Origin of the sequence: Streptomyces sp. L-9-10, from assembly GCF_004151105.1 — a bacterium.
Lineage (GTDB): Bacteria > Actinomycetota > Actinomycetes > Streptomycetales > Streptomycetaceae > Streptomyces.
The window spans coordinates 55,309-80,202 of record NZ_PHRF01000165.1 but is presented as its reverse complement, the minus strand read 5'-3'; the positions used below and the strand labels follow the sequence as shown (position 1 = coordinate 80,202).

The 24,894-nt window shown below is 71.4% G+C and carries 19 protein-coding genes and 2 pseudogenes; 12 read left to right on the top strand and 9 right to left on the bottom strand.

Annotation, left to right across the window (positions count from 1 at the left end):
- The first annotated feature begins 637 nt into the window (after positions 1-637).
- Positions 638-1,960, top strand: a complete 1,323-nt coding sequence (locus CU044_RS36335; protein ID WP_129773083.1) for an NAD(P)/FAD-dependent oxidoreductase — start codon at positions 638-640, stop codon at positions 1,958-1,960.
- Between the two features lie 109 nt (positions 1,961-2,069).
- Here the strand turns inward: CU044_RS36335 and CU044_RS36330 are convergent, their stop codons facing one another.
- Complete coding sequence (locus CU044_RS36330) at positions 2,070-3,521, bottom strand: regulator (RefSeq protein WP_129773081.1); 1,452 nt, start codon at positions 3,519-3,521, stop codon at positions 2,070-2,072.
- Between the two features lie 343 nt (positions 3,522-3,864).
- Between CU044_RS36330 and lipB the strand changes: the two genes are divergently transcribed.
- The 4 genes from lipB to CU044_RS36310 all read left to right on the top strand — a co-directional run bounded on the left by lipB (position 3,865) and on the right by CU044_RS36310 (position 7,085).
- Positions 3,865-4,683, top strand: coding sequence for a lipoyl(octanoyl) transferase LipB (lipB, locus tag CU044_RS36325; RefSeq protein ID WP_129773079.1), 819 nt, complete (start codon positions 3,865-3,867; stop codon positions 4,681-4,683).
- Positions 4,684-4,854: 171 nt separating this feature from the next.
- Positions 4,855-5,820 carry a lipoyl synthase gene (gene lipA, locus CU044_RS36320; protein WP_129773077.1) on the top strand — a complete coding sequence of 322 codons (966 nt, stop codon included), beginning with the start codon at positions 4,855-4,857 and terminating at the stop codon, positions 5,818-5,820.
- A gap of 367 nt (positions 5,821-6,187) precedes the next feature.
- Positions 6,188-6,373, top strand: coding sequence for a hypothetical protein (locus tag CU044_RS36315; RefSeq protein ID WP_030352759.1), 186 nt, complete (start codon positions 6,188-6,190; stop codon positions 6,371-6,373).
- A gap of 10 nt (positions 6,374-6,383) precedes the next feature.
- Positions 6,384-7,085: a DUF4191 domain-containing protein gene (locus tag CU044_RS36310; protein WP_129773075.1), complete on the top strand. Its 702-nt coding sequence runs from the start codon at positions 6,384-6,386 to the stop codon at positions 7,083-7,085.
- 128 nt (positions 7,086-7,213) lie between these two features.
- On the opposite strand, the gene CU044_RS36305 is transcribed toward CU044_RS36310, so the two are convergent.
- Positions 7,214-7,681 (bottom strand): RDD family protein, encoded by a 468-nt coding sequence (locus tag CU044_RS36305; RefSeq protein WP_129773073.1) that lies wholly within the window; start codon positions 7,679-7,681, stop codon positions 7,214-7,216.
- 230 nt (positions 7,682-7,911) lie between these two features.
- On the opposite strand from CU044_RS36305, the gene glnA reads away from it, so the two are divergent.
- Positions 7,912-9,321, top strand: a complete 1,410-nt coding sequence (glnA, locus tag CU044_RS36300; protein ID WP_030352756.1) for a type I glutamate--ammonia ligase — start codon at positions 7,912-7,914, stop codon at positions 9,319-9,321.
- Between the two features lie 183 nt (positions 9,322-9,504).
- Here glnA and frc read toward each other — a convergent pair whose 3' ends face one another.
- Together frc and oxc are read right to left on the bottom strand one after the other, a co-directional pair.
- Positions 9,505-10,779 (bottom strand): formyl-CoA transferase, encoded by a 1,275-nt coding sequence (gene frc, locus CU044_RS36295; protein WP_129773071.1) that lies wholly within the window; start codon positions 10,777-10,779, stop codon positions 9,505-9,507.
- Between the two features lie 56 nt (positions 10,780-10,835).
- Entirely contained in the window at positions 10,836-12,590 is a 1,755-nt protein-coding gene (oxc, locus tag CU044_RS36290; protein WP_129773069.1) for an oxalyl-CoA decarboxylase, read from the bottom strand.
- Positions 12,591-12,786: 196 nt separating this feature from the next.
- Here oxc and CU044_RS36285 point away from each other — a divergent pair, with 196 nt between their 5' ends.
- Positions 12,787-14,463 (top strand): FadD7 family fatty acid--CoA ligase, encoded by a 1,677-nt coding sequence (locus CU044_RS36285; protein ID WP_240046047.1) that lies wholly within the window; start codon positions 12,787-12,789, stop codon positions 14,461-14,463.
- A 326-nt stretch (positions 14,464-14,789) separates the two neighbouring features.
- Entirely contained in the window at positions 14,790-16,277 is a 1,488-nt protein-coding gene (locus CU044_RS36280) for a multicopper oxidase family protein (RefSeq protein ID WP_129773065.1), read from the top strand.
- A 108-nt stretch (positions 16,278-16,385) separates the two neighbouring features.
- Here the strand turns inward: CU044_RS36280 and CU044_RS36275 are convergent, their stop codons facing one another.
- Positions 16,386-17,060 (bottom strand): 4-carboxy-4-hydroxy-2-oxoadipate aldolase/oxaloacetate decarboxylase, encoded by a 675-nt coding sequence (locus tag CU044_RS36275; protein ID WP_129773064.1) that lies wholly within the window; start codon positions 17,058-17,060, stop codon positions 16,386-16,388.
- Positions 17,061-17,079: 19 nt separating this feature from the next.
- Entirely contained in the window at positions 17,080-17,703 is a 624-nt protein-coding gene (locus CU044_RS36270; RefSeq protein WP_240046046.1) for an aminotransferase class I/II-fold pyridoxal phosphate-dependent enzyme, read from the bottom strand.
- On the opposite strand from CU044_RS36270, the pseudogene CU044_RS36265 reads away from it, so the two are divergent.
- Together CU044_RS36265 and CU044_RS36260 are read left to right on the top strand one after the other, a co-directional pair.
- Positions 17,690-18,112: pseudogene (locus CU044_RS36265) on the top strand (aminotransferase class I/II-fold pyridoxal phosphate-dependent enzyme); the annotation flags it as partial. The gene CU044_RS36270 and the pseudogene CU044_RS36265 overlap by 14 nt on opposite strands.
- Positions 18,113-18,517: 405 nt before the next feature.
- Positions 18,518-19,261: pseudogene (locus CU044_RS36260) on the top strand (zinc-binding dehydrogenase); the annotation flags it as partial.
- Between the two features lie 57 nt (positions 19,262-19,318).
- On the opposite strand, the gene CU044_RS36255 reads toward CU044_RS36260, so the two are convergent.
- Positions 19,319-20,386 carry an NAD(P)/FAD-dependent oxidoreductase gene (locus CU044_RS36255; RefSeq protein ID WP_129773060.1) on the bottom strand — a complete coding sequence of 356 codons (1,068 nt, stop codon included), beginning with the start codon at positions 20,384-20,386 and terminating at the stop codon, positions 19,319-19,321.
- 171 nt (positions 20,387-20,557) lie between these two features.
- Here CU044_RS36255 and CU044_RS36250 point away from each other — a divergent pair, with 171 nt between their 5' ends.
- Together CU044_RS36250 and CU044_RS36245 are read left to right on the top strand one after the other, a co-directional pair.
- Positions 20,558-22,591, top strand: a complete 2,034-nt coding sequence (locus tag CU044_RS36250; RefSeq protein WP_129773059.1) for an SMI1/KNR4 family protein — start codon at positions 20,558-20,560, stop codon at positions 22,589-22,591.
- Complete coding sequence (locus CU044_RS36245) at positions 22,588-23,241, top strand: GNAT family N-acetyltransferase (RefSeq protein WP_129773058.1); 654 nt, start codon at positions 22,588-22,590, stop codon at positions 23,239-23,241. Before CU044_RS36250 ends, CU044_RS36245 begins: the two co-directional genes overlap by 4 nt.
- 185 nt (positions 23,242-23,426) lie before the next feature.
- On the opposite strand, the gene CU044_RS36240 is transcribed toward CU044_RS36245, so the two are convergent.
- A complete protein-coding gene (locus CU044_RS36240; RefSeq protein ID WP_129773057.1) occupies positions 23,427-23,693 on the bottom strand; it encodes a hypothetical protein in 267 nt (88 codons plus the stop codon).
- Positions 23,694-23,852: 159 nt separating this feature from the next.
- Positions 23,853-24,752: a Gfo/Idh/MocA family oxidoreductase gene (locus tag CU044_RS36235; RefSeq protein WP_129773056.1), complete on the bottom strand. Its 900-nt coding sequence runs from the start codon at positions 24,750-24,752 to the stop codon at positions 23,853-23,855.
- Positions 24,753-24,894 lie beyond the last annotated feature (142 nt).

Genomic DNA, 24,894 nt, shown 5'->3' with positions numbered 1-24,894 from the left:
TTGTCGCCGGGGTACGCGGTGCGCCTCCGGCGGGCCGTGGGTACGGGTGCGTCTCGGCTCGGGCCGGCCGTCGTGTGCGGGTTGTCGCCGGGGTACGCTCCGGGCCTCGCGCCCGGGACTGCATGATTTACGGCGCGACTCTGCCCGATCGATGGTTCAGGCGTCCGTGCGCCACAAATCACGCTCTACGTCCCGGACACGACCCCTGCGCGCCCCCCTTCACCGCCCGTCACGGACTGGCGCGTCCGTGCGCCGGGGCGGGTGGCCGGGGCCACCGGGCCGCACCCGACCCATACCCCCACCAGGTCGGCGGGTTGTGGGGGACCACCGGGGGGAGGGGGTCGGGGGCGTAGGAGGTGCGTGTCCGGACACTAAAGCGTGATGTGTGGCGCACGGACGCCCGAACCATCGTCAGGGCAGAGTCGCGCCGTACGGGGGTCCGGGGGTGTCCCCCGGGAAAACACAGCATGCCGTCCGGACATGTGCCTCCGGAGCCCCCGGCCCCCGGCCCACGACAACGCAACCGCAACCCGGCGACCGCCCCCCATGCATCGGTGACCCCCACCGCGCGCGGACGCCACCGCCCCCCTCCCCTCCCTACTCTCGTCCCAACCGCGCCGACCTCGGGGAGGGGCACGTGCTCAGCACCGCACTCAGCACCGCGCACCACGCAGACGTCGTCATCATCGGAGCCGGCCTCGCCGGCCTCGCCGCGGCTCATCATCTGACCAGTGCCGGGGTGAGAGTCAGCGTCCTGGAGGCCGCCCCCCGTGTCGGCGGTCGCATGGCCACCGACCGGGTCGACGGCTTCCGGCTCGACCGGGGTGGGCGGCTGCTCACCACCTCGTATCCGGAGCTGCTCCGCACACCGGGCCTGGAGGGCGCCGCCCTGCGGATGTTCTCGCCGGGTGTGGTCGTGCACAGCGACGGACGGAACTATCGGACCGGTGCCGTAGGGAGCGCGCGGAGCGCACTGACAGTGGCACGCGCCCTGGCGAGCGCCCCCCGCCCACCGCTCGGCGGCGCGGTCGACCAGGCCCGGCTGGGCGCGGCCCTGGCGCGCCTCGCGGCGACGCCGACCACCCGGCTGCTGGCCCGTCCCGAACGCACCGCGCTGGAGGCCCTGTCGGTCCGGGGTCTGCCCGTACGTACCGTCAACGCCTTTGTCCGCCCGCTGCTGTCCGCGCTGCTCTGCGATCCGGAGCTGACCACGTCGAGCCGGTGCGCGGACCTCGCGCTGCGCGCGTTCGCCCGGGGCAGGCTGTGTGTCACCGCGGGCGGCGCCTCCGTACTGCCCGACCTGCTGGCGCGGACGCTCCCGGAGGGCACGGTCCGTACGGATGTGTGTGTGACGGACGCGTCGATCTCCGGCGTCACCACCAAGGAGCACGGCGAGATCACCTGCCGCTCGCTCGTGGTGGCGACCGGCGCGCGGGCCGCGGCCGAGTTGCTGCCGGGGCTGCGGGTGCCGGACTTCCACGCGGTGACGGTGCTTCACCACACCGCTCCGGCCGCCCCGTTGACGGATCCGGCGCTGCTGCTGGACGCCGACCGGAGCGGACCGGTGGCGCATACGGCGGTGATGAGCGCGGTCGACCCCTCGCGCGCGCCGGAGGGCCGGGTGCTGATCTCGTCGTCGGTGCTGGGGCCTCCTCCCCCGGCCGCGGTTCTCGACCGTACGGTCCGTGCGCAGCTCGCGCGGCTCTACGGGACGCCGACCGACGACTGGGAGCTGCTGGCCGTCCACCACGACCCGGAGGCGGTGCCCGCGATGCCCCCGCCGCACGATCTGCGGCGCCCGGTCCGGCTGTTGTCGGGGCTGTACGTGTGCGGGGATCACCGGGACACGAACACGGTCCAGGGCGCGCTGTTCTCGGGCCGGCGCGCCGCCCACGCGGTCCTGCGCGACCTGGGCGTGCGCCCCGCGTACGGACCGGCGCGGCTGCCGGCGGTGGCGTAGTCCGCCCCGCGCGCACGCGTGCCCCGCGCGCCGCGAAGGCTCCGGTCCCGTCCGGGCGCCGACTCACCTCGGACGGGACCGGCTCAACTCCCGTCGGGCGCTGCCCTGTTCAGCCCAGCGCCGCGACGCGGTCGCGGTAGTTCCTTACGGCCGCCGCGTCGCGGTAGGGCTCCAGCCGCCGTTCGAAGTCCCGTACGTACTCCACGGCGCGCGCCGAGCGCATCTCGGTGGCCGCCTGCGCCGCCTCCGCGCCCAGCAGGCACGCCTGGTCGAGTTCGCCGAGGCCCAGACGGCCGCAGGCGAGTACGACGCGGCAGAAGAGACGGCTGCGCGCGAACGCCGGGGAGCGCAGTTGGAGCGAGCGTTCGGCGTGCTGCACGGCGGCGCGGTACTGCTGGAGATCGCGGTGGCAGTGCCCGAACTCGTCGGCGAGCTGCGCCTCGTCGAAGAACCGGGCCCAGTGCGGTACGTCGTCGCCGGGGCGTGCCGCCTCCAGGGCGCGTTCCGCCCGTACGAGTGAGGCCGTACAGGCCCGTACCTCACTGAGGACGCCGTGCCCCCGGGCCTCGGCGGAGTGCAGGAGCGCCTGGACGACCGGGGGTGCGGAGGCGCCGATGCCCTGCTGGGCGACGCGGGCGAGCTGGACGGCTTCCCGGCCGTGGCCGAGGTAGACGGCCTGGCGGCTCATGGTGGTCAGGACGTACGAACCGTACGCGCGGTCGCCCGCCGCCTGGGAGAGCCGCAGGGCCTGGACGAAGTAGCGCTGGGCGAGGCCGTGGGCCGCGATGTCGTACGAGGTCCAGCCCGCCAGCCGGGTCAGGTCGGCCGCGGCGGCGAAGAGTCTGCGTCCGGTGGTCTCCCCGTACAGGCCGCGCAGCATGGGCTCGGCCTCGTGCTCCAGATAGCGGACGAGCGCCTGCCGGGCGTGGCCGCCGCCGTAGGCGTGGTCGAGGGTGCGGAAGAGGTCGCCGACCGAGCGCAGGGCCTCGACGTCCCCCGCGGTGACCCGCTGGCCGGCCGCGCGTTCGGTGCGCTGCCGGGGGACGGCCGGGGACGCGGGCCTTCCCTGGAGGGGCACGCGGGTGCCGTTCTGCGGGACCGCGGGCGGGTGGGCCACCCGCTCGTCGGGGCGCCCGATCAGCCAGTCGCGGCTGGGGACGACCAGCCCGGCCGGGGTGAACGCGATCTTGCGCAGTTCGCTGTGGCTGCCGGAGTCCTTGCGCCAGAGTCCGCCGACGATGTCGACGGCTTCCTCGGGGGTGGACGCGAATTCGAGGCCCGCGTAGACGGGCGCGCAGGCGTCCAGGCCGAGATCCTGGGCGGAGAGCCGGCGGCCGAGCCGCCGGGTGAAGACCTCGGCGATCAGTGCGGGGGTGGTGCCGCGTGGTTGCTGTCCGCGCAGCCAGCGCGTCACCGACGTCTTGTCGTACCGCAGATCGAGGCCGTGCTCCAGACCGAGCTGATCCACCCGGCGGGCGAGACCTGCGTGGGAGAAACCGGCTTCTGAGATGAGCGCGGCGAGCTGGCGGTTGGGGATGCGCTGCGGAGGTCGTTCCGACATCAGCTGTACGGTCTCCTGCCTTCCGGGCCCGGGGAGCAGCCCTCATGGAACGGCGCGAATTTAGTAGCAGTGACCGGTTTCACCGGCAGGTTCGCCCTATATTCATCCGTTCGTGTGAGGATCGATGGCGTTGCTGACCTGCGGGCGGCGGCGGGGTGGCAGGGGCCGCGCGGGCGACCCGGCGGAGGCCGGGTGGAGGCCCGGGGTGGCAGCCGGGTGGAGGCCCGGTGGCAGCCGGGGAGAAGGTGCCCGGAAGCACCTGCCCGGCTCACCGCCGAGGGCCCGCCGTACAGTGGCGAGGGCGCGATACGTGCACGGTGAAGGTTCTGAAGGAGGCACTGCCGTGAGTGAGCTGCGGTACATCCGCCTGGGATTCGGCGCGGAATCCGTCGAGTACCAGGAGGCATGGCAGGAGCAGCGCCGGGTACACGCGGCCCGCTTCGCGGACGAGATCCCCGACACCTGTCTGCTGCTCGAGCACCCGCCGGTCTATACGGCCGGACGGCGTACGGCGGACAGCGAACGCCCGCTGGACGGCACCCCTGTCGTCGATGTGGACCGTGGCGGAAGGATCACCTGGCACGGCCCCGGCCAGCTGGTGGGTTACCCGATCCTGAAGCTGCCGCGCCCGGTGGATGTCGTGGCGCATGTCCGCCGGCTCGAAGAGGCGCTGATCCGTACGGCCGCCGAGTTCGGCCTGGAGACGTCCCGGGTCGAGGGCCGCAGCGGGGTGTGGGTGCTCGGGGATCCGCTGGCGGAGCGGCCGGCCGTGGGCGGGCTGTCGCTGGACCTCGATCCCCGGGTGGCGGACGAGGAGTTCGACCCGCGGCTGAACGGCCCGGAGTACGCGCCGTCCAACGCGGGCCAGCGCCGGGAGGACCGCAAGCTGGCGGCGATCGGTATCCGGGTCGCCAAGGGCGTGACCATGCACGGCTTCTCGTTCAATGTGAACCCGGACAACACCTGGTTCGACCGGATCGTGCCGTGCGGGATCCGGGACGCGGGCGTCACCTCGCTGGCGTACGAACTGGGCCGGGACATCACGGTGGAGGAGGTCGTCCCGGTGGTGGAGAGGCATCTGCGGGACGTACTGGACCACGCGGAGCCGAAGCCGCGCGAGATCGAGCGGATCGAGCGGGAGAGCGAGCGAGCGAGCGCCTAGGTTCCGAGGCGCTCGCGCGCCTGGGTTCCGATCCCTTCCTTCCCCGGGCCGATCGGGGGAATGTGTCCCTCTGGCCACGGGTTGGCCAGACGTAATGCCGCACAAATATCGGGCGTAACCTGGTGTTCGCCGAAGAATCGAATGCCGCGCCAGCAGAGAGAGGTGCCGGACGTGTCCGCTGTCGCACCCGACGGACGCAAGATGCTGCGCCTGGAGGTCCGGAACAGCCAGACCCCCATCGAGCGCAAGCCCGAGTGGATCAAGACCCGGGCGAAAATGGGTCCCGAGTACAAGCAGCTGCAGAACCTCGTGAAGAGCGAGGGGCTGCACACGGTCTGCCAGGAGGCGGGCTGTCCGAACATCTTCGAATGCTGGGAGGACCGCGAGGCGACCTTCCTCATCGGCGGTGACCAGTGCACCCGGCGTTGTGACTTCTGCCAGATCGACACGGGCAAGCCCGAGGCGCTGGACCGCGACGAGCCGCGCCGCGTGGGGGAGTCCGTCGTCACGATGGACCTGAACTACGCCACGATCACCGGCGTCGCACGCGACGACCTGGAGGACGGCGGCGCCTGGCTGTACGCGGAGACCGTGCGCCAGATCCACGCGCAGACGGCGGGCCGCGAGAGCGGCGCCACCAAGGTCGAGCTGCTCGTGCCGGACTTCAACGCCGTGCCGGAGCAGCTGGCCGAGGTCTTCTCCTCCCGGCCCGAGGTGCTCGCGCACAACGTCGAGACGGTGCCGCGGATCTTCAAGCGGATCCGCCCCGGATTCCGGTACGAGCGCTCCCTCGAAGTGATCACGCGCGCCCGTGAGGCGGGTCTGATCACCAAGTCCAATCTGATCCTGGGGATGGGCGAGGAGCGCGCCGAGGTCAGTGAGGCGCTGCGGCAGCTGCACGAGGCGGGCTGCGAGCTGATCACGATCACGCAGTATCTGCGTCCGTCCGTACGACACCATCCGGTCGAACGCTGGGTGAAGCCGCACGAGTTCGTGGAACTGAAGGACGAGGCCGAGGAGATCGGCTTCTCGGGTGTGATGTCGGGACCGCTGGTGCGGTCGTCGTACCGCGCGGGCCGGCTGTACCAGCAGGCGATGGAGCGACGCGGCGCGACGGTCACCACCCAAGCCGTATAAGGGCTCCGGGCCCCGGCCGGGGCGGCGCGGTGGCTGTGTGAATCCGAGCACAAGCGGCTACCCGGCAGTAAATGCGAAGCGTCGCGCGGTCCGTACTCCCCCGCAGGTCATGGGGTGTACGGACCGCGTCGGTGTGTCCGGGGGCGGTTCGAGGGGCGCGTCAGGGTTTCATTCGCGTTTGACCGGTCGGTCACGCACTGGTAACACCAGTGAGTGACCCTGAATGCACGTTCCGCGTACAGGTGTCCGCGTCTTCGCCTCTACGTTCACGTTCACCTTCACCGCTCCTGAAGGGACCGCCGCCATGCAGGTCGCGCCGGTACGACCCGTCTCCGAAGTGGTGGCGGCAGCCACCCCACGCACCCGCATGGTGCTGCCCTCCGTCTCCACCGCGCTGCGCGCCGTGGAGTCCCTGCTCCTGAGCGGCGGCCAGCGCACGGCCCGCCGCAACGCCTGGACGGCCGTGCTGGAGGACCGCCGCAGGGCCAAGGACCGGGTCGAGGCGGAGCACGTACTGGAGGCGGTGTCGGAGGCCACTTCCCACGCCACGTAAACTTCCGGGCATGGCGAGGAAGGAAAACGCAGACACTGCTGCGAACCCGGGGCGACTGAAGCAGATCGCCCTTACCTACAAGATGACCCGGCGGGCCGACTCGAAGGTCGGTCTTGTCGTCGCTGGTGTGGGAATCGTCACCTTCGGTGTCTTCCTCGCGGTCGGCTTCTTGATCAACCACCCCATCTACCTGGGCATCCTGGGCTTCATCCTGGCGTTCCTCGCGATGGCGATCATCTTCGGCCGCCGCGCCGAACGAGCCGCCTTCGGGCAGATGGAGGGCCAGCCGGGAGCGGCTGCGGCCGTCCTGGACAACGTCGGACGCGGCTGGACCACGACGCCCGCGGTGGCGATGAACCGCAACCAGGACGTCGTCCACCGCGCCGTCGGCAAGGCGGGCATCGTGCTGGTGGGCGAGGGCAACCCGAACCGGGTGAAGGGGCTGCTGGCGGCCGAGAAGAAGCGGATGGCGCGCATCGTGGTGGACGTGCCGGTGCACGACATCATCGTCGGTGACGGCGAGGGCCAGGTGCCGCTGAAGAAGGTCCGTACGACGATGCTGAAGCTGCCCCGGGTGCTGGCGGGCCCGCAGGTGACGGCGGCCAACGACCGGCTGCGGGCGATGGGCGACCTGATGAGCAATATGCCGCTGCCGAAGGGACCGATGCCGAAGGGCATGCGGATGCCGAAGGGCGGCGGAAAGCCCCGCTGATCTCCGCGGGCACGAGGGTCGGCAGACGTTCATCGGCAGACATTCAAGAGGGCGGTCCGGAACGCGAGTTCCGGCCGCCCTCTCTCTTTTTGCTCTTTTTGTCGCTGTCCCCGGGGGGTCCCGGGGGGCTACATCCGCACCTGCACGGCGCGGGCGAGGCGGTCGTGGAGCCCGCGCGCGTCGCGGTCCCAGATCAGGGCGGGGATGGCCAGGCAGAGCAGCACGCTGCGTACGAGCGCGCGGCCGAACCCGATCCGCTCGCCGCTCTCGGTGATGACCCGCAGGCCGAACAGGCGCTTGCCGGGTGTGAAGCCGACCGTACCGAGGGTGAGCACGCTGAGTACGAGAAGGACGCCGAGGGCCCAGTTGCCCGACGCCTGCCAGTCACCCCGGGCGAGCAGCCCGTATGCGATCAGCATGCAGAGCGCCCAGTCGGTGAAGAGGGCGCCGAAGCGCCGGCCGAGCGGGGCGACGGAGCCCGGTCCGTGCTCCGGCAGACCGAGCCGCTCGCCCCGGTAGCCGAAGTCGACACCCATCTCCTCGGCTGCCGCGCGCGGTCCGGAGAGCCACGATCCGATTGCTTGCCTGTTGTCCACCCGTCCACGGTACTGCGACCTGTTTTCGGCCCCGGGAACGGGGGGTACGCGGGTGTCGACGGAGTCGCCGTACGCCCCGGCGCGCACCCGGGCTGGTTAACTTCGGCGAAACAAATGGGTCATGCTGGAGAAATCCCGGAAACCTATGGTCGGGTCCAGCGTGTGCCACCGCACTGGCCGCACGACCGATAACCCCCGCCCCTCCCCGGGTCGGGAGGAGGAGGAGCTGGATGTTCCAGAACGCCGACGAGGCCAAGAAGTTCATCGCGGACGAGGACGTCAAGTTCGTCGACGTCCGTTTCTGCGACCTTCCTGGCGTGATGCAGCACTTCACGATCCCGGCGAAGGCGTTCGACCCGGCCGAGGAGCTGGCCTTCGACGGCTCGTCGATCCGCGGCTTCCAGGCCATCCACGAGTCGGACATGGCGCTGCGCGCGGACCTGTCGACGGCCCGTCTCGACCCCTTCCGCCGTGACAAGACGCTGAACATCAACTTCTTCATCCACGACCCGATCACGGGCGAGCAGTACAGCCGCGACCCGCGCAACATCGCCAAGAAGGCCGAGGCGTACCTCGCCTCCACCGGCGTCGCGGACACCGCGTACTTCGGCCCCGAGGCCGAGTTCTACGTCTTCGACAGCGTGCGTTTCAACACCACCGCGAACGAGGGCTTCTACCACATCGACTCCGAGGCCGGCGCCTGGAACACCGGTGCGATCGAGGACAACCGCGGCTACAAGGTCCGCTACAAGGGCGGCTACTTCCCGGCCCCGCCGGTCGACCACTTCGCCGACCTGCGCGCCGAGATCTCCCTGGAGCTGGAGGCGTCCGGCCTCCAGGTCGAGCGCCAGCACCACGAGGTCGGCACGGCCGGCCAGGCGGAGATCAACTACAAGTTCAACACGCTGCTCGCCGCGGCCGACGACCTGATGCTCTTCAAGTACATCGTGAAGAACGTCGCCTGGCGCAACGGCAAGACCGCGACCTTCATGCCCAAGCCGATCTTCGGCGACAACGGCTCCGGCATGCACGTCCACCAGTCCCTGTGGCAGGGCGGCACCCCGCTCTTCTACGACGAGCAGGGCTACGCGGGCCTCTCGGACACCGCCCGCTACTACATCGGCGGCATCCTCAAGCACGCCCCGTCGCTGCTGGCCTTCACCAACCCGACGGTGAACTCGTACCACCGCCTGGTCCCCGGCTTCGAGGCCCCGGTCAACCTGGTCTACTCGCAGCGCAACCGCTCGGCGGCCATGCGTATCCCGATCACGGGCTCGAACCCGAAGGCCAAGCGCGTCGAATTCCGCGCCCCGGACCCGTCCTCGAACCCGTACCTCGCCTTCTCGGCCCTCCTCCTCGCGGGCCTGGACGGCATCAAGAACAAGATCGAGCCGGCCGAGCCGATCGACAAGGACCTCTACGAGCTCGCCCCCGAGGAGCACGCGGGCGTCCCCCAGGTCCCGACGTCCCTCCCCGCGGTCCTGGAGGCCCTGGAGGCGGACAACGAGTACCTCCAGGCGGGCGGCGTCTTCACGTCGGACCTGATCGAGACGTGGATCGACTACAAGCGCACGAAGGAAATCGCCCCGATCCAGCTGCGCCCGCACCCGCACGAGTTCGAGCTGTACTTCGACATCTAAGTCGCACAGGTATCTGACCTACCGTCAGACAGACAGTGAGGGCCGCCGTCTCCGGGCAGGAGATGGCGGCCCTCTACGTGTGCCGTACGTGTGCGGCGGGCAGCGGCGTCCGGTGAAGGCGAGGAAAGGGCCGGCTTCGGCCGCCACCGCCTCGCTGACGGTGCGTCAGGCGGCCCCGGTGCGTCAGACGACGACCTGGTTGGCGTGCATCTTGGCGATGTCGTCGGCGTCGTAGCCGAGTTCGGTGAGGACTTCGTCGGTGTGTTCGCCGAGCAGCGGGGCCGCGGTGATCGTGGGGGCGAACGTGGAGAATTTGATCGGGCTGCCGACCGTGAGGTACGTGCCGCGCTCGGGCTGGTCGACCTCGACGATCGTGCCGCTGCGGCGCAGCGCCGGGTCGTAGGCGACCTCCTTCATGCTGAGCACCGGTGCGCAGGGGATGCCGAACGTGCGGAGGATGTCGACCGCCTCGTATTTGGTCTTGTCGGCCAGCCATTTCTCGATATCGGCGAAGATGTCGAAGAGGTGCGGCTGGCGGGCCTCGGCGGTCTTGTAGGCCGGGTCGTCGATCCACTCGGGCCGGCCGAGCGCCTGGCAGGTCTGCTCCCAGTCCTGTTCCTGGATGGTGAAGTAGATGTAGGCGTTGGGGTCGGTCTTCCAGCCCTTGCACTTGAGTACCCAGCCGGGCTGGCCGCCGCCGCCCGCGTTGCCGCCGCGCGGCACCACGTCGGTGAACGAGCCGTTCGGGTACTGCGGGTACTCCTCCAGGTAGCCGACCTTCTCGAGGCGCTGCTGGTCGCGCAGCTTGACCCGGCACAGGTTGAGTACGGCGTCCTGCATCGACACCGACACCTTCTGTCCCGTACCGGTCCTCTCGCGGGCGATCAGCGCGGTGAGGATGCCGATCAGCAGGTGCATCCCGGTGTTGCTGTCGCCGAGGGCCGCCGAGCTGACCGTCGGCGGGCCGTCCCAGAATCCGGTGGTGGAGGCGGCGCCGCCGGCGGCCTGTGCCACGTTCTCGTAGACCTTGATGTCGGACCACGGCGAGTCGTCGTTGAAGCCCTTGACCGAGCCGTAGATCAGGCGTGGGTTGAGCTCCTGGATGTGTTCCCAGGGAAGGCCCATGCGGTCCATGGCGCCGGGTGCGAAGTTCTCGACCAGTACGTCGGCCTCGCCGATCAGCTTCTCCATGACCTCCTTGCCCTCGGGGGTCTTGGTGTTGATCGCGAGGGAGCGCTTGTTGCTGTTGAGCATGGTGAAGTACAGCGCGTCGGCGTCGGGGATGTCGCGCAGTTGGTGACGGGTGACGTCACCGCCGTTGACACGCTCGACCTTCAGCAGGTCGGCCCCGAACCAGGCGAGCATCTGGGAGCACGCCGGGCCCGCCTGGACACCGGAGAAGTCGATCACCTTGATCCCGCTGAGCGGCAGGTCGGTGGTCTGCGGCTGGTCAGTCATGGTGGGGTCCCTTCCGGGGGTGGGCGGTACGAGCGGGCCGCCGCCGCCGGGCGCGCTCACTTCTTCTTCGCCGGGGTGTCGGGGGCCGGGGCCGTGACGCCCTGCGGGTTGAGGTTGGTGAGGTGGCCGCTCTCGGTGCCGGCGGTGGGGTCGATCACGCAGTCGATGAGGGCGGGACCGCCGGAGGCCAGCGCTTCGGTGAGGGCGGTGGTGAGCTCGGCGGGCGTGGTCGCGTGGTAGCCCTTGCCGCCGAACGCCTCGATCAGGCGGTCGTGGTGGGCGTGCGGCATCAGGGTGGTCGGGGACGGGTCGGCGGAGGCGGCGTTGGTCCCGTCGCCGCGGTAGACGCCGCCGTTGTTGAGGATGACGACGACCACGGGCAGCTGGTAGCGGCAGATCGTCTCCAGCTCCATGCCGTCGAAGCCGAAGGCGCTGTCGCCTTCGACCGCCACGACGGGGTCGCCGCTTTCGACGGCGGCGGCGATCGCGTATCCCATACCGACCCCCATGACGCCCCAGGTACCGCTGTCCAGCCGGTGGCGCGGCTGCTGCATGTCGATCACGTTGCGGGCGAAGTCGAGCGCGTTCGCCCCTTCGTTGACGACGTAGGCACGGGGGTGCTCGTGCAGGACGTCGCGTATCGCCCGCAGTGCGCCGTAGAACTGCATCGGGTGCGGGTCGGCGTCGAGGTGGTCCGCCATCTTGGCGGCGTTGTGCGCGGAGCGCTCGCCGAGCTCCTGGCGCCACCCCGCTGCGACCTGTATCCGGCCGGGCTTGGCGCGCTCGACGAGTGCCTCCATCACCGATCCGATGTCGCCGACCAGCGGGGCGGCGATGGGCTGGTTGCTGTCCAGTTCGGTGGGTTCGATGTCGACCTGGATGAACTTCGCGTCGGGGTTCCAGTGCGGTGGTTCGCCGTGCGCCAGAAGCCAGTTCAGCCGCGCGCCGACGAGCATCACGACATCGGCCCGGCGCAGCGCCAGCGAGCGGGCGGCGGCGGCCGACTGCGGGTGGTCGTCGGGCAGCAGGCCCTTGGCCATCGACATGGGCAGGAACGGCAGACCGGTGGTCTCGATGAACTCCCGGACCCGCTGGTCCGCCCGCGCGTACGCGGCGCCCTTGCCGAGTACCGCCAGCGGCCGTTCGGCGGCGGCCAGCAGCTCGATCGCCTGGTCCACCGCCTCGGGGGCGGGCAGTTGGCGTGGCGCCGGGTCGACGACGCGCCACAGCGAGGCCGCGCCCGTCGCGGCGTCCACGACTTCGCCGAGCACCGCGGCGGGGATGTCCAGGTACACGCCGCCGGGGCGGCCGGAGACCGCGGTACGGATCGCCCGTGCGACGCCGCGGCCGATGTCCTCGACCCGGTCCACCCGGTAGGCGGCCTTGGCGAACGGCTTGGCCGCGGCCAGCTGGTCGAGTTCCTCGTAGTCGCCCTGCTTGAGGTCGACGATGTGCCGCTCGCTGGACCCGGAGATCTGAACCATCGGGAAGCAGTTCGTGGTGGCGTCCGCGAGTGCCACCAGTCCGTTGAGGAAGCCGGGGGCGGATACGGTCAGGGCGATGCCCGGCCGTTTGGTGAGGAAGCCGGCCGCCGCGGCCGCGTGGCCCGCGTCGCTCTCGTGCCGGAAGCCGATGTAGCGGATGCCCGACGCCTGCGCGACCCGGGCCAGGTCGGTGACGGGGATGCCGACCACCCCGTAGATGACCTGTACGTCATTGAGTTTGAGCGCGTCGACGACCAGGTGGAATCCGTCGGTGAGGGGCTGGGCGTCGGCGGTCGCCGTGCCGCCTGGTGCGGAAACGGTTGCCATGATCCGATGTCCTCCGTGTCGGATTTACTCCTTTTGGCCCTATCCTTCCACTGTTGGCGTAATGTCGCCTGGTCTTCCACGGAGCCGTCTCGAAGGCCCTCCAGTGGCGACGAGGGCGGGCTCCCGGGGCGGGCCCGGCGCGGGCTCGGGAGTGGCGGAGGCACCAGTGGTCTGGTGCGTGGAGGTGGTGGTGGCCGTGTCCGATCCGACCACGGCGTCCGTGTCGGGCGCCGAACCGTACCGGCCCCCGGAGCTCACCGGTCCGGCCGACCTGCTGGACGAGCAGCTGCGGGAGCGGCCCGGGGCCGAGGCCCTGGTCGTCGGCGAGGACCGGGTACCGCTGACGTATCGCGCCCTGGACGGCCTGATCGAGCGGGTGGCCGGCCGGCTGGGCGCCGAGGGGCTGCGGCGCGCTGACACGGTCGCCCTGACGGGCGCCAACACCGTGGAGTTCGTCGTCGCGCTGCTCGCCGCCGCGCGGGCCGGGCTGGTCGTCGCGCCGCTCGATCCCTCACTGCCGGAGCCCCAGATGTCCGCCCGGCTGCGGGCACTGGGGGCGCGGGTGGTCGTGGTCGGCGCTCCGGCGCTGGAAGCCGTGCCTACGGCGTGGGGGGCGGTGCCGGGCTGGATCCTGCGGATCGGCACCCCGCGCGCCGGGCGCGTGAACGTCGCCCTGGATACGAGGGGTCACGCCCTGGAAGCGGATACGGGGGGTCCCGCCCCGGATGCCGGCGGCCACACGGCGCATGGCGCACTGTCGCACAGCGCGCCGGGCGCGGCGCCGCGCCTTTCCGCTGAGGACGCCCTGGTGCTCTTCACCGCCGGCACCACCGACCGGGCCAAGATGGTGCCGCTGACCCATGCCAATGTCGCGGCGTCGGTGCGGGGCATCTGCGCCGGCTACGAGCTGGGGCCCGCGGACGCGACGGTCGCCGTGATGCCCCTCTTCCACGGTCACGGGCTGCTCGCGGCGCTGCTGGCACCGCTGGCGGCCGGCGGGTGCGTGCTCCTCCCGGCGCAGGGGCGGTTCTCCGCGCACACCTTCTGGGACGACGTGCGCGCTGCGGGCGCCACCTGGTTCACCGCCGTCCCGACCATCCACGAGATCCTCCTGGAGCGGGCGGCGCGCGAGTATCCCGGGCAGCGGGTGGCGCCGCTGCGCTTCGTCCGCAGTTGCAGCGCGCCGCTCAGCGCCGCGACCGGCCGGGCACTGGAGCGCACGCTCGGGGTGCCGGTCCTGTCCGCGTACGGGATGACCGAGTCCACGCACCAGGCGACCAGCCAGCGGCTGGCGGGGCGCGGGGTGCCGAGAAGCGGGTCCGGGGTGCCGAGAAGCGGGTCGGTCGGCCGGACCACCGGGGTGGACCTGAGGATCGTCGGCCCGGACGGGAAGGACCGTCCGCCCGGCGCGGTGGGGGAAGTGTGGGTACGCGGCCCCACGGTCACCCGCGGCTACCTCGGCGATCCGGCGGAGACGGCGCGCGGCTTCACCGACGGGTGGTTCCACACCGGCGACCTCGGCTCCCTGGACAGGGACGGTGAACTCGTTCTCACGGGCCGGATCAAGGACCTCATCAACCGCGGCGGCGAGAAGATCTCCCCCGAGCATGTCGAGGACGTGCTGAGCGGCGGCCCCGGCGTGGCCGAGGCGGCGGTCTACCCGGTACCGGACGCCACGTACGGACAGCGCGTCGGCGCGGCCGTGGTCACCCGCGACGGCGCCGCCCCCGACGCCGATCAGATCCTGGCGTACTGCCGGGCGCGGCTGGCGCCGTACGAGGTGCCGGACCGGCTGGAGATCACCCGCGCGCTGCCGCACACCGTCAAGGGCGCGCTGGACCGGAAGGCCGTGGCGGAGCGGTACGCACACTGAGCGCCGGTACGACGACGCGGAGAGACGCACCCGGGACCACCCGGACCGCACCCGGTCCGGGCTCCTCGCACGTCCTCGACGGCCGCGTGCACCGGCCGCGGGAACGAGCGTCCACCACCCCGCCAAAAACCGACACTCCATCGCACATCATGCCAACTCGCGCCGAATCGGTAGAAGATGTGGCCACGCGGCGCACGCCGCGACTCACCCCCGACCCGCGTGAACCCCTATCAATTCGCCATGAAAACACACCGGTTGGTCATGTCCGGCTCGTGCGGCCCCGGGCCGCGCGAGGACCGACACACCACCCCCAGAGAAAGACCGTCATGCGCTCATTTTCCAAGGTGACCGGGTTCTTCGTCGGCCTGGCACTCGCGGTGACCTGGCTGTCCGGCTGCGACGCGCCGCCGTCCGAACAGGCGGCGTCCGGCGCGTTGTCGGCCGCCCGGGCGGCCAGAGGTGCGGATCTCCAGGACCCGCCGGAGGTGGTGAGCCACCATGGGGTGCTGCGGACCACCGTCGTGGTGGAGCGGCGCAAGGTGTGGGTGGGCGACCGCCGGCTGTGGGCGCTGACCTACAACGGCCGCTATATGCCGCCCACACTCCGCGCCCGGCCCGGCGACCGTATCGAACTCGCCATGGTGAACCGCGTCGAGGCGAAGTCGCAGGGCGTCGGGGCGGACACCAACCTGCACGTGCACGGGCTCCATGTCTCGCCGCGTCAGCCCGCCGACGACATCTTCATCTCCATCAAGCCCGGTACGACCTACAACTACTCGTACCGGCTGCCGCGGGACCTCACGCCGGGCACGTACTGGTACCACTCGCACATCGATATGTTCTCGGCCGGGCAGGTCGCCGGCGGCGAGTCGGGCGTCATCGTCATCGACGGGCTGCGGAAGTACCTGCCGCCGTCCCTGCGCGATGTCACCGAGCATGTGATCGCCCTGAAGGACAATCAGATCCAGGGCGACGAGATCAAGATCAATCCGCTGTCCATCCAGGCGAAGACCAACCGTACGGTCAACGGCCAGCAGAATCCGGTGATCCGCATCCGGCCGGGCGAGACCCAGCTGTGGCGGCTCGCCAATATCGGCGCCAACATCTACTACAAGCTGCGTCTCAAGGGCTTCACCTTCCATGTGATCGCCCAGGACGGCTATCCCGTCCACCGGATCTACTCCACGAAGACGCTGATCGTCTCGGCCGCCGCCCGCTACGACGTGCTGGTGCAGGCCGACCGGGCGGGCACCGCCCAGTTGGAGACGCTGCCGTTCGACACCGGACCGGCCGGCAACACCTTCCCGCAGGTGAACCTGGCGACGGTCGTCACCGGCGGCGCACCCGTGGCCCGGACCGCCGTCCCGTCCCTCTTCGGGCCCTTCGTCGACCTCACCCACGCCCGAATCGCGGACCGCAAGACGATGGTGTACACGGAGCAGGCCAGCCCCGAGAAGTACTTCATCAACGGAAAGTACTTCGACCCGAAGCGCGTCGACTTCGTCTCCAAGCTCAACACCGTCGAGGAGTGGACGGTTCGCAACGACACGGAGGAGGACCACTCCTTCCACCTCCACACCAACCATTTCCAGGTGATGTCCCTGAACGGGAAGCCCGTGGACCCCGCCAACGCCTGGCACGAGACGGTGAACATCCTGCGCAAGCAGAAGCTCGTCCTGCGGGTCCGCTTCACGAACTTCACCGGGCGGACCGTGCTGCACTGCCACATCCTCAACCACGAGGACATGGGCATGATGTCCGTACTGAACATCGTCGACGGACACACGGGCCAGGGGAAGGGCGCCGGACACTGACCGCGGCCACGTCGTCAGTGACCGCACCGCGACACCCGGCGCGCCGGCCCCTCCGATCCGCCGTGATGGCGGATCGGAGGGGCCGTTCCATGCCCCGGACTCTCTCTCTTAGTCCTCGATCACCAGCCCCTTCGCCGCGAGTAGCGGCTCCAGACCGCACATGTCGACGACCGTCCTGCCCGCCCGGTACGCGGCGATGTACCCCTCCTCGGCGTCGACCCGCCGCTGTGACGCGGTGGCCGCCTCGGTGACGTCCTCGCGGCGGACGACGACCACCCCGTCGGCGTCGCCCCGCACCACATCGCCGGGGCGGACGAGTACGCCGCCGATGATGACCGGCTCGCACATCGGCCCGACGGTCTCCTTGACCGTGCCCTTGATGGACACGGCACGGGAGAAGACCGGGAATCCCAGGGCGCGCAGATCCTCGGTGTCCCGGACACCCGTGTCGGTGACCAGTCCGCCGAGGCCCTTGGCCTGGCAGGCGTTGGCGAGTACGTCCCCGAAGGAGCCCGCCTCCTCGTAGGCGCCCGCGGATACGACCACGACGTCCCCCGGGCGGGCGTAGGCGATGGCCGTCTGGAGCATCAGGTTGTCGCGTGGTGCGCACTGGACGGTGAAGGCGGGGCCGCACAGGGACATGCGGTGGTCGACCGGCTTGATGACCGAGTCCAGCGCCCCGAGCCGGCCCTGTGCCTCGTGGATGGTCGCCGAGGAGAAGGTCCTCAGTCGCTCGACCGCGGCGGGTTCCGGCCGCTCGAACGTGGTGCTGACGCGGATCATGATGACCTTTCGGGTGACTTCAGACGTACGTGACGGAGGACAGTCCTGCGCAGGCCGCCGCGATGCGTTCGCACGCGTCGGTGAGGACGTCCGTGGAGGTGGCGAACGAGATGCGGAAGTAGCCGGGGGCGCCGTACGCGGCTCCGTGGATCACCGCCACCTGCCGGCTGTCGAGCAGGTGGCGGGCGAAGTCCTCGTCGTTCCGTATCCGGTCCCCGCCGGGTGTGAACCGCCCGATGGCGTCCCGGCAGTTCACCAGGAGATAGAAGCCGCCGTCCGGGGCGGTGCAGCTGAGCCGGGGAACGCCGTCGAGGAACGTCACGGTCGCGTCGCGGCGCGCGCGGTAGACACGCACGGTTTCGCGGACGAAGTCCTGCGGTCCCGTGAGGGCGGCGACAGCGGCAGCCTGGCTCACGGAGGAGGGGCAGGAGGAGGTCTGGGACTGGAGCGTGTTGATCGCGGTCACCAGGTCCGCCGGACCCACTCCGTACCCGATGCGCCATCCGGTCATCGCGTACGTCTTGGAGACGCCGTTGGTGAGGAACACCCGGTCGGCCAGACGGGGTTCGACGGCCGCCAGGGACGGGGTGTCCTCCGCGCGGTACCAGATCTCGTCGTAGATCTCGTCGGTGAGGACGCGCACATGGGGGTGCGCCAGCAGCGCCTGGGCGAGCGCGCGCAGTTCGACCCCGGATCACGTCAAGGCCGCGGCGATCCGGGCCATCGAGGCGGGGGAGACCAAGTACACCCCCGTGAACGGCACCCCGGAACTGCGTGCCGCGATCGCCGGGAAACTCCGCGTTCGCCACGGGCTGGAGTGCACCGACGCGCAGATCACGGTCGGCGGCGGCGCCAAGCAGGTCGTCTTCCTCGCCCTGATGGCCACCCTGGACGAAGGGGACGAGGTCATCGTTCCCGCCCCGTACTGGGTGTCCTATCCCGACATGGTTTGCGCCAACGACGGCACCCCCGTCATCGTCGACTGCCCCGAGACGGACGGCTTCAAGCTGACCCCGGAGCGGCTCGGGGCGGCGCTCACCGCGCGTACGCGCTGGGTCGTCCTGAACACCCCGGGCAACCCGACCGGATCCGCCTACACCGTCGGCGAGGTGTCGAAGTCGGGCTCGCCGACCGTCAGGTCGAGGATGGTGAGCCCCTGGCTCTTGAGTGTGCGTACGCGCTGCGCCGCCGCCGTGCTGGGCGAGGGGTTGATACGGCGCACGCGTGCCGCGGTGGTGCTGGGGAGGCCGGGGAGGCTGGTCATCGTCTCAGCCCTCCCGGCGTTCGAAGTTCAGTCCGCCGGGGACCTGGAAGGTGGGCAGGATCTCGACATGGCCGATGTTGACGTGCCGGGGCGAGTCGACGGCGAACTCGATGGCGTCCGCGATGTCCTCGGGCTTGAGGGACTCGTAGCCGTCGTAGAAGTGCCGCTGGGCCTCCTCCATGTCGCCGAGCAGCCGGAGTGCGCGGCGGGCCGCCGCAACATCTGCGCCGGCACCCGCTACCTCGGCAGCGCCGCCCGCACGCCCCACGTCCAGGGCGGTTTCGCCCAGCGCGTCACCGTCCCCGCGGCACAGATCCGCCCGTTGCCGCCGGAACTCGCTCTGCGCCGCGCCGTCCTGGCCGAGCCCCTGTCGGTGGCCCCGCACGCCGTGCACCGGGCCGGTGACGTGACGGGCAAACGAGTCCTCGTCACCGGGGCGGGCCCGATCGGCTGCCTGGTCACCGCCGTTCTGCGCCACAAGGGCGCCGCCGAGGTCGTCGTGAGCGACCTCCTCGACACCCCGTTGCGCATCGCCGCCGCAGCCGGGGCCACCGCGACGCTACGGGTGGGCGATCCCGACGACGGCGCCTGGACGGACCCGTTCGACATCGCCGTCGAGGCGTCCGGAGCGCCCGCGGGTCTGCGCGCCTGCGTCGAACGGGTACGCCGCGGGGGCACCGTCGTACTCCTCGGCCTGCTGCCCCCCGGCGAGGTGCCCCTGCTGGGCAACATCGCCGTCACCCGCGAACTGGAGCTCCGGGGCGCCTTCCGCTTCGACGCCGAGTTCGACGAGGCGATCGGTCTGCTGGCCCGGGGCCTGCCCGTCGACGCGGTCGTGACGCACACCTTCCCGCTCACCGAGGCCCGCGCCGCCTTCGACCTCGCCCACGACCGGGCCGTCGCCTCCAAGGTCCTCCTGGACCTGACCGGCACCTGACGAAGGGGCCCGGGGCCGCTGCCCCGGTGCGGCTCGGCGGTTCTTGAGCCGCCCCGGTCAGAGGCCGGTCCGGGAGCCGGCGCGCATGCGGTGCTCCGCCGCCTCCCTTTCCCGCCTCGGGGAGAACGGGTCGCGGCGGGCGGCGACGGCCCGGCGGGTATCCTCCGCTGTCAGGTCGCCGTTGATCGCCGCGGCGGCACGTACACCCGCTGCGGCGGCCCCCACGACCTGCTCCATCAGATCCGTGGCGTTGCCCGCCACCCACACCCCGGGCACGGCCGTCGCGCCGACCGGGTCGGAGGCGATGTACGAACCGATCACCTCGCCGGCCCTCTCCTGCTGGACGGGGGTCAGGCCCAGGCCCGCGAGGAGGTCCGCGCGGGCGGTGAAGCGCGGTGCGATCACCAAGGCCCGGGTGGGGATCGTCCGTCCGCCGGCCAGGGTGACGCCGGTGAGCCGGTCGTCCGTCACCTCCAGGCCGGTCACCTCACCGTCCACCACCGCGATGTCGCGGGCGGCGAGCTGCTCGTACTCCTCCTCGTCCGGCTCGGGCCCGGTGTGCAGGAACAACGTCACCTCACCGCTCCACTGCCGCCACATCAGTGCCTGGTGGACGGCGAACGGACCGGTGGCGAGGACGCCGACCGGCTGGTCGCGCACCTCCCAGCCGTGGCAGTACGGGCAGTGCAGCACCTCGCGCCCCCACCGCTCGGCCACGCCCGGCACCGGCGGCAGTTCGTCGACCAGGCCGGTGGTCACCAGCAGTCGCCGCGCCAGGACGGTCGTCCCGTCCGCCAGGGCGACACGGAAGCCGCCGGTCTCCAGGCGCTCGGCCGCCACGGCGTCACCCGTGATGATCTCGCCGCCGTAACCGGTCACCTCCGCGCGGCCCGCGGCCAGCAGTTCCGAAGGGGGTGTGCCGTCACGCGTCAGGAAATTGTGGACATGGGACGCCGGGGCGTTGCGCGGCCGGCCCCCGTCGATCACCAGTACCGACCGCCGCGCCCGCGCCAGGGCCAGCGCCCCGCTCAGCCCGGCGGCTCCCCCGCCCACGACCACGACGTCATGGCGGCGCTCCCCGGACCGGGGGGTGACGATTCCGTTATGACTTGTCTGATCACTCATGCGCACTATTACCTCCGTTCACTGGAGAGCGTCCGCCCACACCGCACCTTTTGACAAACCACCTTGCCGATTCGGCAAAGAGGGGCGGGGGTCCCTGGGCCGGAGGGGTGTCCGGACGGAGGCGAGTGTCCGCGAGTGTCCCTTGTCAGTGGGCGCTGGCACCATGACCACATGAAGACCTACAACTGGCGTCCTTTCCTTGAGCGGTGGAGTGCGGACTGGCTCGACTCACCCGGCGCGCGGGGGCGTGGGGACGTGGCCGAGACGGTCCTCCGGGACCGGTGGCTGGGGTTCCCGGCCGCCGGGGAGGACCGGATCGGTGAGCTGGAGGAGCGGTTGGGGGTGACGCTGCCGCCCACCTACCGCTCGTTCCTGGCGACCACCGACGGGTGGCGGCCCGCCGGGACGGCTGTCGGCCGGGTGAGCGCAGCGGAGGGCGTGCACTGGTACGGGGATCCGGACGGTCTTCAGGCGCTCCACGAGGGCGCGTTGGACGAGCACGCCTCCGAGGAGGAGGTGCTGAGGGCCGGTATGTGGGGCAGGGCGCTGCGGTTGTCCGCCGCCCCGGACGGGGTCGAGGTCCTTCTCGACCCCGGCGATCCGGACGCCAACGGGGAATGGGCCGCCTATCTCCACCGGGCCGGGGCGGACGGCGGACGGCCCGAGCGCCACGGGTCGTTCATGGAACTCATGCAGGCCCTGTTCCGCGAGTTCCACCGCGCTCACGCGGACACGCCGGGGTTCGCGAACGAGACGACGCGCGAGCTCGACGCCGATGTCGAGGAGGCCCGGCTGTCATGTCTGGACGGCGAGGACATCGACGGCGCGCTCGAACTGCTCACCGAGGCGGCCGAGTGCGGCCGGCCCCGCGCCCATGGGCTGCGGGTCCAGCTGGAGGCGATGCTGAACGGCGGGGGAAGGATCGGGGGCGGGACCGCGGTCAGGGCCGGGGTCGGCGGATCGCCGGCTTCCTGTGGCACCGGGCGGCTGGACGATCCGTTGTACGCGCGCGAGCTTCTGCCGCTGGCCGCGCTGAAGCATCTGCGGACGGGCCGAGCGGACCTGGCGGGCACGGCGGACCGGGCGGACCGGGCAGACCGGGCGGGACATGACGAGGCGGAATTCCTCCGGTCCCCCGACGGGCCTGATCATGACGGGACCGACCGGAAGCAGGCGCTGGACCTGCTGCGGGAGATCGATGAGCGTACGTTCCGGTACGAGGCCCCCGGATCCTTCGGCGACGCGGTCGCCTCGGCGCGCGAACAGGCGCGGTGGGGCGATACGGACGGCGCGTGGCGCACGGTGGCGGCGGCCGTGACCGGCTGGGAGCCCTACGGCGAGGACCACATAGCTCCCGTCGGACTGCTCGCCGATCCACTCCTCGGGCCGGTGATCACGCCGGAGCGCGGGCGGTACCTCCTGGAGACTCCCCGTGCCGGTGGCGGTGGCGGCCGGGGCACGCTGAACGGCGGTGGAGAGCGGGAGGCTGGCCGGGTGAGAGCGGACGGGCTCGGCTGGCTCGCCGAGGACACCGGGCCTTCGGCTCCGGACGCCTACCGCTTCGTCCTCGTCCATGGCGTCGCGCCACAGGAACTGGCCGAACGGATCGGCCGGGGGCCGCTGCTGGCGCCGTGCGACGAGTCGGAGGCGGGACAGGCGATACGTATCGGATCCTGCGGCGACGGAGGCGGGTACGGGAGCGGGGACGGGGGTGAAGTCCGGGGAACGGACGCGGGGCGCTGGAGCTTCGCGTTCGAGAGCGGGCGGAACGGTGTGGAGCCGCCGACGAGTGAGGCGCTGTCGCGGGGCACGGAGTCGGTGACGGTGTGGTGCGAGCGCGGTGGCCGGTCCGCGGCGCTCCCCGGCATCTTCCACTTCTCCTACGCGGAGGACGGCGAGCGCGTGTACGGATTCACCGTGCGCGACGGCGAGATCGAGGAGTGGGGGGCGGTTCCCGACGCGCTCGACCCCGGGCAGCTCTTCCCGGACGCGGGGCCCGGCTGGGACGAGGGCGCGCACGACGAGGCGTACGACGACGCGGACGACGGCTCGGACGACTCCTCGAACCGCGGCGCCGAGGGCAGTTGGGCCCTGGATCCCGATGACGAGTACGAGAGTCTCGACGCCATCGCGGAGGTGTTCGGCGTCTCCCTGCCGCGCTTCGCGATCCGCCACGGGCGGCTGCACGCGGTCGCGCAGTCATGACCTCGATCAGTACGGCGGGCATCAGTACGGCAGTCGTCAGAGCCGCGGTCATCGACACGGAGCAGCTGACGCTGCTGCCGCTCCGTGTCGCGTACGCCGAGAAGATGGCCGCCGTCCTCGCCGACCCGGCGCTGTACGCCTATACCGGCGGAACACCCCCGACGGTCGAGGAGCTGCGCACGCGTTACGCCCGTCAGCTGGCGGGCTCACCCGACCCGGAGGTCGTCTGGGGCACCTGGATGATCGGCGTCCGGGCGGAGGCACAGGAGGAAGGTCAGCACTCGGCGGAGTCGTTCGCGGGCTCGCCGGCCGGTCATGTGCTGGCCGGTCATGTGCCGGCCGGTTATGTACAGGCCACCATCGGCCCGGACGGTGACGGTCGTTCCGCCGAGATCGCGTGGGTCGTGGGGACGGCCCGGCAGGGGCGCGGTATCGCCACCGAAGCGGCGCGGGGGCTCGTACGGTGGCTGAAGGGGCAGGGCGTCCGGAGCCTTGTCGCCCATGTCCATCCGGACCATGGAGCATCTGCCGCCGTCGCCACGGCCGTTGGGCTGGCGCCGACCGGTGAACGGCACGACGGCGAGGTGCGGTGGCGTCGGCGGTGGACCGGCGAGCAGCATGCGGCGGACGGGGCTGGAGCTGACGGCTGACGGCTGACGGCTGACGACCGGCAATGCCCCGCTCGGCTCCTCCCCCGGAGGCGGGGAGGGAAGCCGGGCGGGGCACAACGCCGGTCTCGGGCCCGGAACCCGGACGCGGCCCTGGACTCGGATTCGGGTTCGGGTTCGGGTTCGGGTTCGGATGGGAACCCGCTCCGAACCCGGCCGGACAGGCTCTAATCGATCAGGGCTCGCACCATGCGGCAGGTGGTGTCCGACGGCGGGTGGATCCCGATCCGGGCCGCCGTCCTCCGTATCCTGCCGTTGTTCGCGTTCGCCGGGTGGTACACGCCCGAGTCGAGCAGGGCGATGGCGAGGCGCATGGCCTTGAGCCGGCGGTTATGGGTCTCGTACCACTCACGGGGCTGACCCGCGGGCAGTGGCTTGCGCTTGAGGGCTGGCTGACTCTCGAAGGATTTCGTCGGCATGGTGGCAACGGCCATCGGCGACCTCCCGGCGCGGTGGTTGTTCCCTCACGAACTACCTCCATTTTACCGCCCCCCACTGACAATCGCCCCTGGCCAGAGGCTATTTGAGCGGGGAATCGGCCGGCCGGTCCGCACCGGCCCGCCGGGGCCACGGCGGGGCCGCGAGGACAAGCCCTAGACGTTCAGCTGCCGCTCCGCCTCCGCCAGGATCTCCGTCAGCCGGAGCCCGAACCGTACGTCGCAGGCGTGCGGCCGGCCCGTACGGACCGACTCCAGCAGTGCGTCGGCCGCCGCCCCGAACGAGGTGACCGGGTCACCCCACTTCTCCGGCAGCGTCGCCGTGCCGTGCCGGCCCCGGAGCTCGATCCCCGTACCCGCGCCCGCCTTCGGCGCGCTCAGGCTCACCGCCACCGAGCTGGCCGCCCCGGACACATGCCGCAGCACCAGGTGGGTGAGGTCCGGCTCGGTGCGTACCGCCGTCACCTCGGTCACCTCGCCGAGCACCGGGATCAGCACGGACAGCGCGTGCGGCCCGACGTCCCAGAGGCCGCCCTTCTCGCGGCGCCAGGGGGAGGCGGCGTACGGGCTGGTCTCGCCCGACGAGTAGAGGGCGCCGAGCCAGTACGCGTGGGCGGTGAACCAGCCGCCCTTCGCGCTCTGTTCGCCGAGCCAGCCCACGGTGCCCGCCGCGAAACGCAGCGTGCAGAAGACGACGGACGCGACCCCGGTGGCCGCCACCGCGTCCGCCACCTCGCGGGCGCCCGCCACGGTCGTCGCGACCGGTTTGTCCAGAAGGAGATGGCAGCCCGCCGCGGCGGCGCGCGCCGCGAGCGGTGCCTGGATGTCGGGCGGCAGGGCGAACGCGACGGCGTCGCTCTCGGCGAAGAGCGCGTCGAGGCCGACCTCGCCCGAGTGGGCCGTGGTGTCGTGGGCGGCGGCGAGAGCCGCGGCGGCCTCGGGGCGCCGCCCCCAGACGCCGCTGAGTTCGAGTCCGGGATGGGCGGCGAGTGCGGGGGCGTGGGTGCGCTCCGCCCAGGGGCCGGTGCCGAGGAGTCCGATGCGTAGCTTGCTCATGACGGCCAGTGTGCCGTGTCGGTACGCGCGAGCCGGGCCCCGTTTCGTCGAAGGCGGGTCGCCGGTTCGTCCAGGCCGGTTGGTCGAGGGTGGTTCGTCGAGGGTGGTTCGTCGACGGCGGTTGTCGCGGCCGGTTCTTCGC

Excerpts from the sequence above, each read along its gene's own strand:
- CU044_RS36330 (WP_129773081.1), bottom strand. The coding sequence starts at position 3,521 with ATGTCGGAACGACCTCCGCAGCGCATCCCCAACCGCCAGCTCGCCGCG.
- CU044_RS36315 (WP_030352759.1), top strand. The coding sequence starts at position 6,188 with ATGGTGCTGCCCTCCGTCTCCACCGCGCTGCGCGCCGTGGAGTCCCTG.
- CU044_RS36310 (WP_129773075.1), top strand. The coding sequence starts at position 6,384 with ATGGCGAGGAAGGAAAACGCAGACACTGCTGCGAACCCGGGGCGACTG.
- glnA (WP_030352756.1), top strand. The coding sequence starts at position 7,912 with ATGTTCCAGAACGCCGACGAGGCCAAGAAGTTCATCGCGGACGAGGAC.
- frc (WP_129773071.1), bottom strand. The coding sequence starts at position 10,779 with ATGACTGACCAGCCGCAGACCACCGACCTGCCGCTCAGCGGGATCAAG.
- oxc (WP_129773069.1), bottom strand. The coding sequence starts at position 12,590 with ATGGCAACCGTTTCCGCACCAGGCGGCACGGCGACCGCCGACGCCCAG.
- CU044_RS36280 (WP_129773065.1), top strand. The coding sequence starts at position 14,790 with ATGCGCTCATTTTCCAAGGTGACCGGGTTCTTCGTCGGCCTGGCACTC.
- CU044_RS36275 (WP_129773064.1), bottom strand. The coding sequence starts at position 17,060 with ATGATCCGCGTCAGCACCACGTTCGAGCGGCCGGAACCCGCCGCGGTC.
- CU044_RS36255 (WP_129773060.1), bottom strand. The coding sequence starts at position 20,386 with ATGAGTGATCAGACAAGTCATAACGGAATCGTCACCCCCCGGTCCGGG.
- CU044_RS36250 (WP_129773059.1), top strand. The coding sequence starts at position 20,558 with ATGAAGACCTACAACTGGCGTCCTTTCCTTGAGCGGTGGAGTGCGGAC.
- CU044_RS36245 (WP_129773058.1), top strand. The coding sequence starts at position 22,588 with ATGACCTCGATCAGTACGGCGGGCATCAGTACGGCAGTCGTCAGAGCC.
- CU044_RS36240 (WP_129773057.1), bottom strand. The coding sequence starts at position 23,693 with ATGGCCGTTGCCACCATGCCGACGAAATCCTTCGAGAGTCAGCCAGCC.
- CU044_RS36235 (WP_129773056.1), bottom strand. The coding sequence starts at position 24,752 with ATGAGCAAGCTACGCATCGGACTCCTCGGCACCGGCCCCTGGGCGGAG.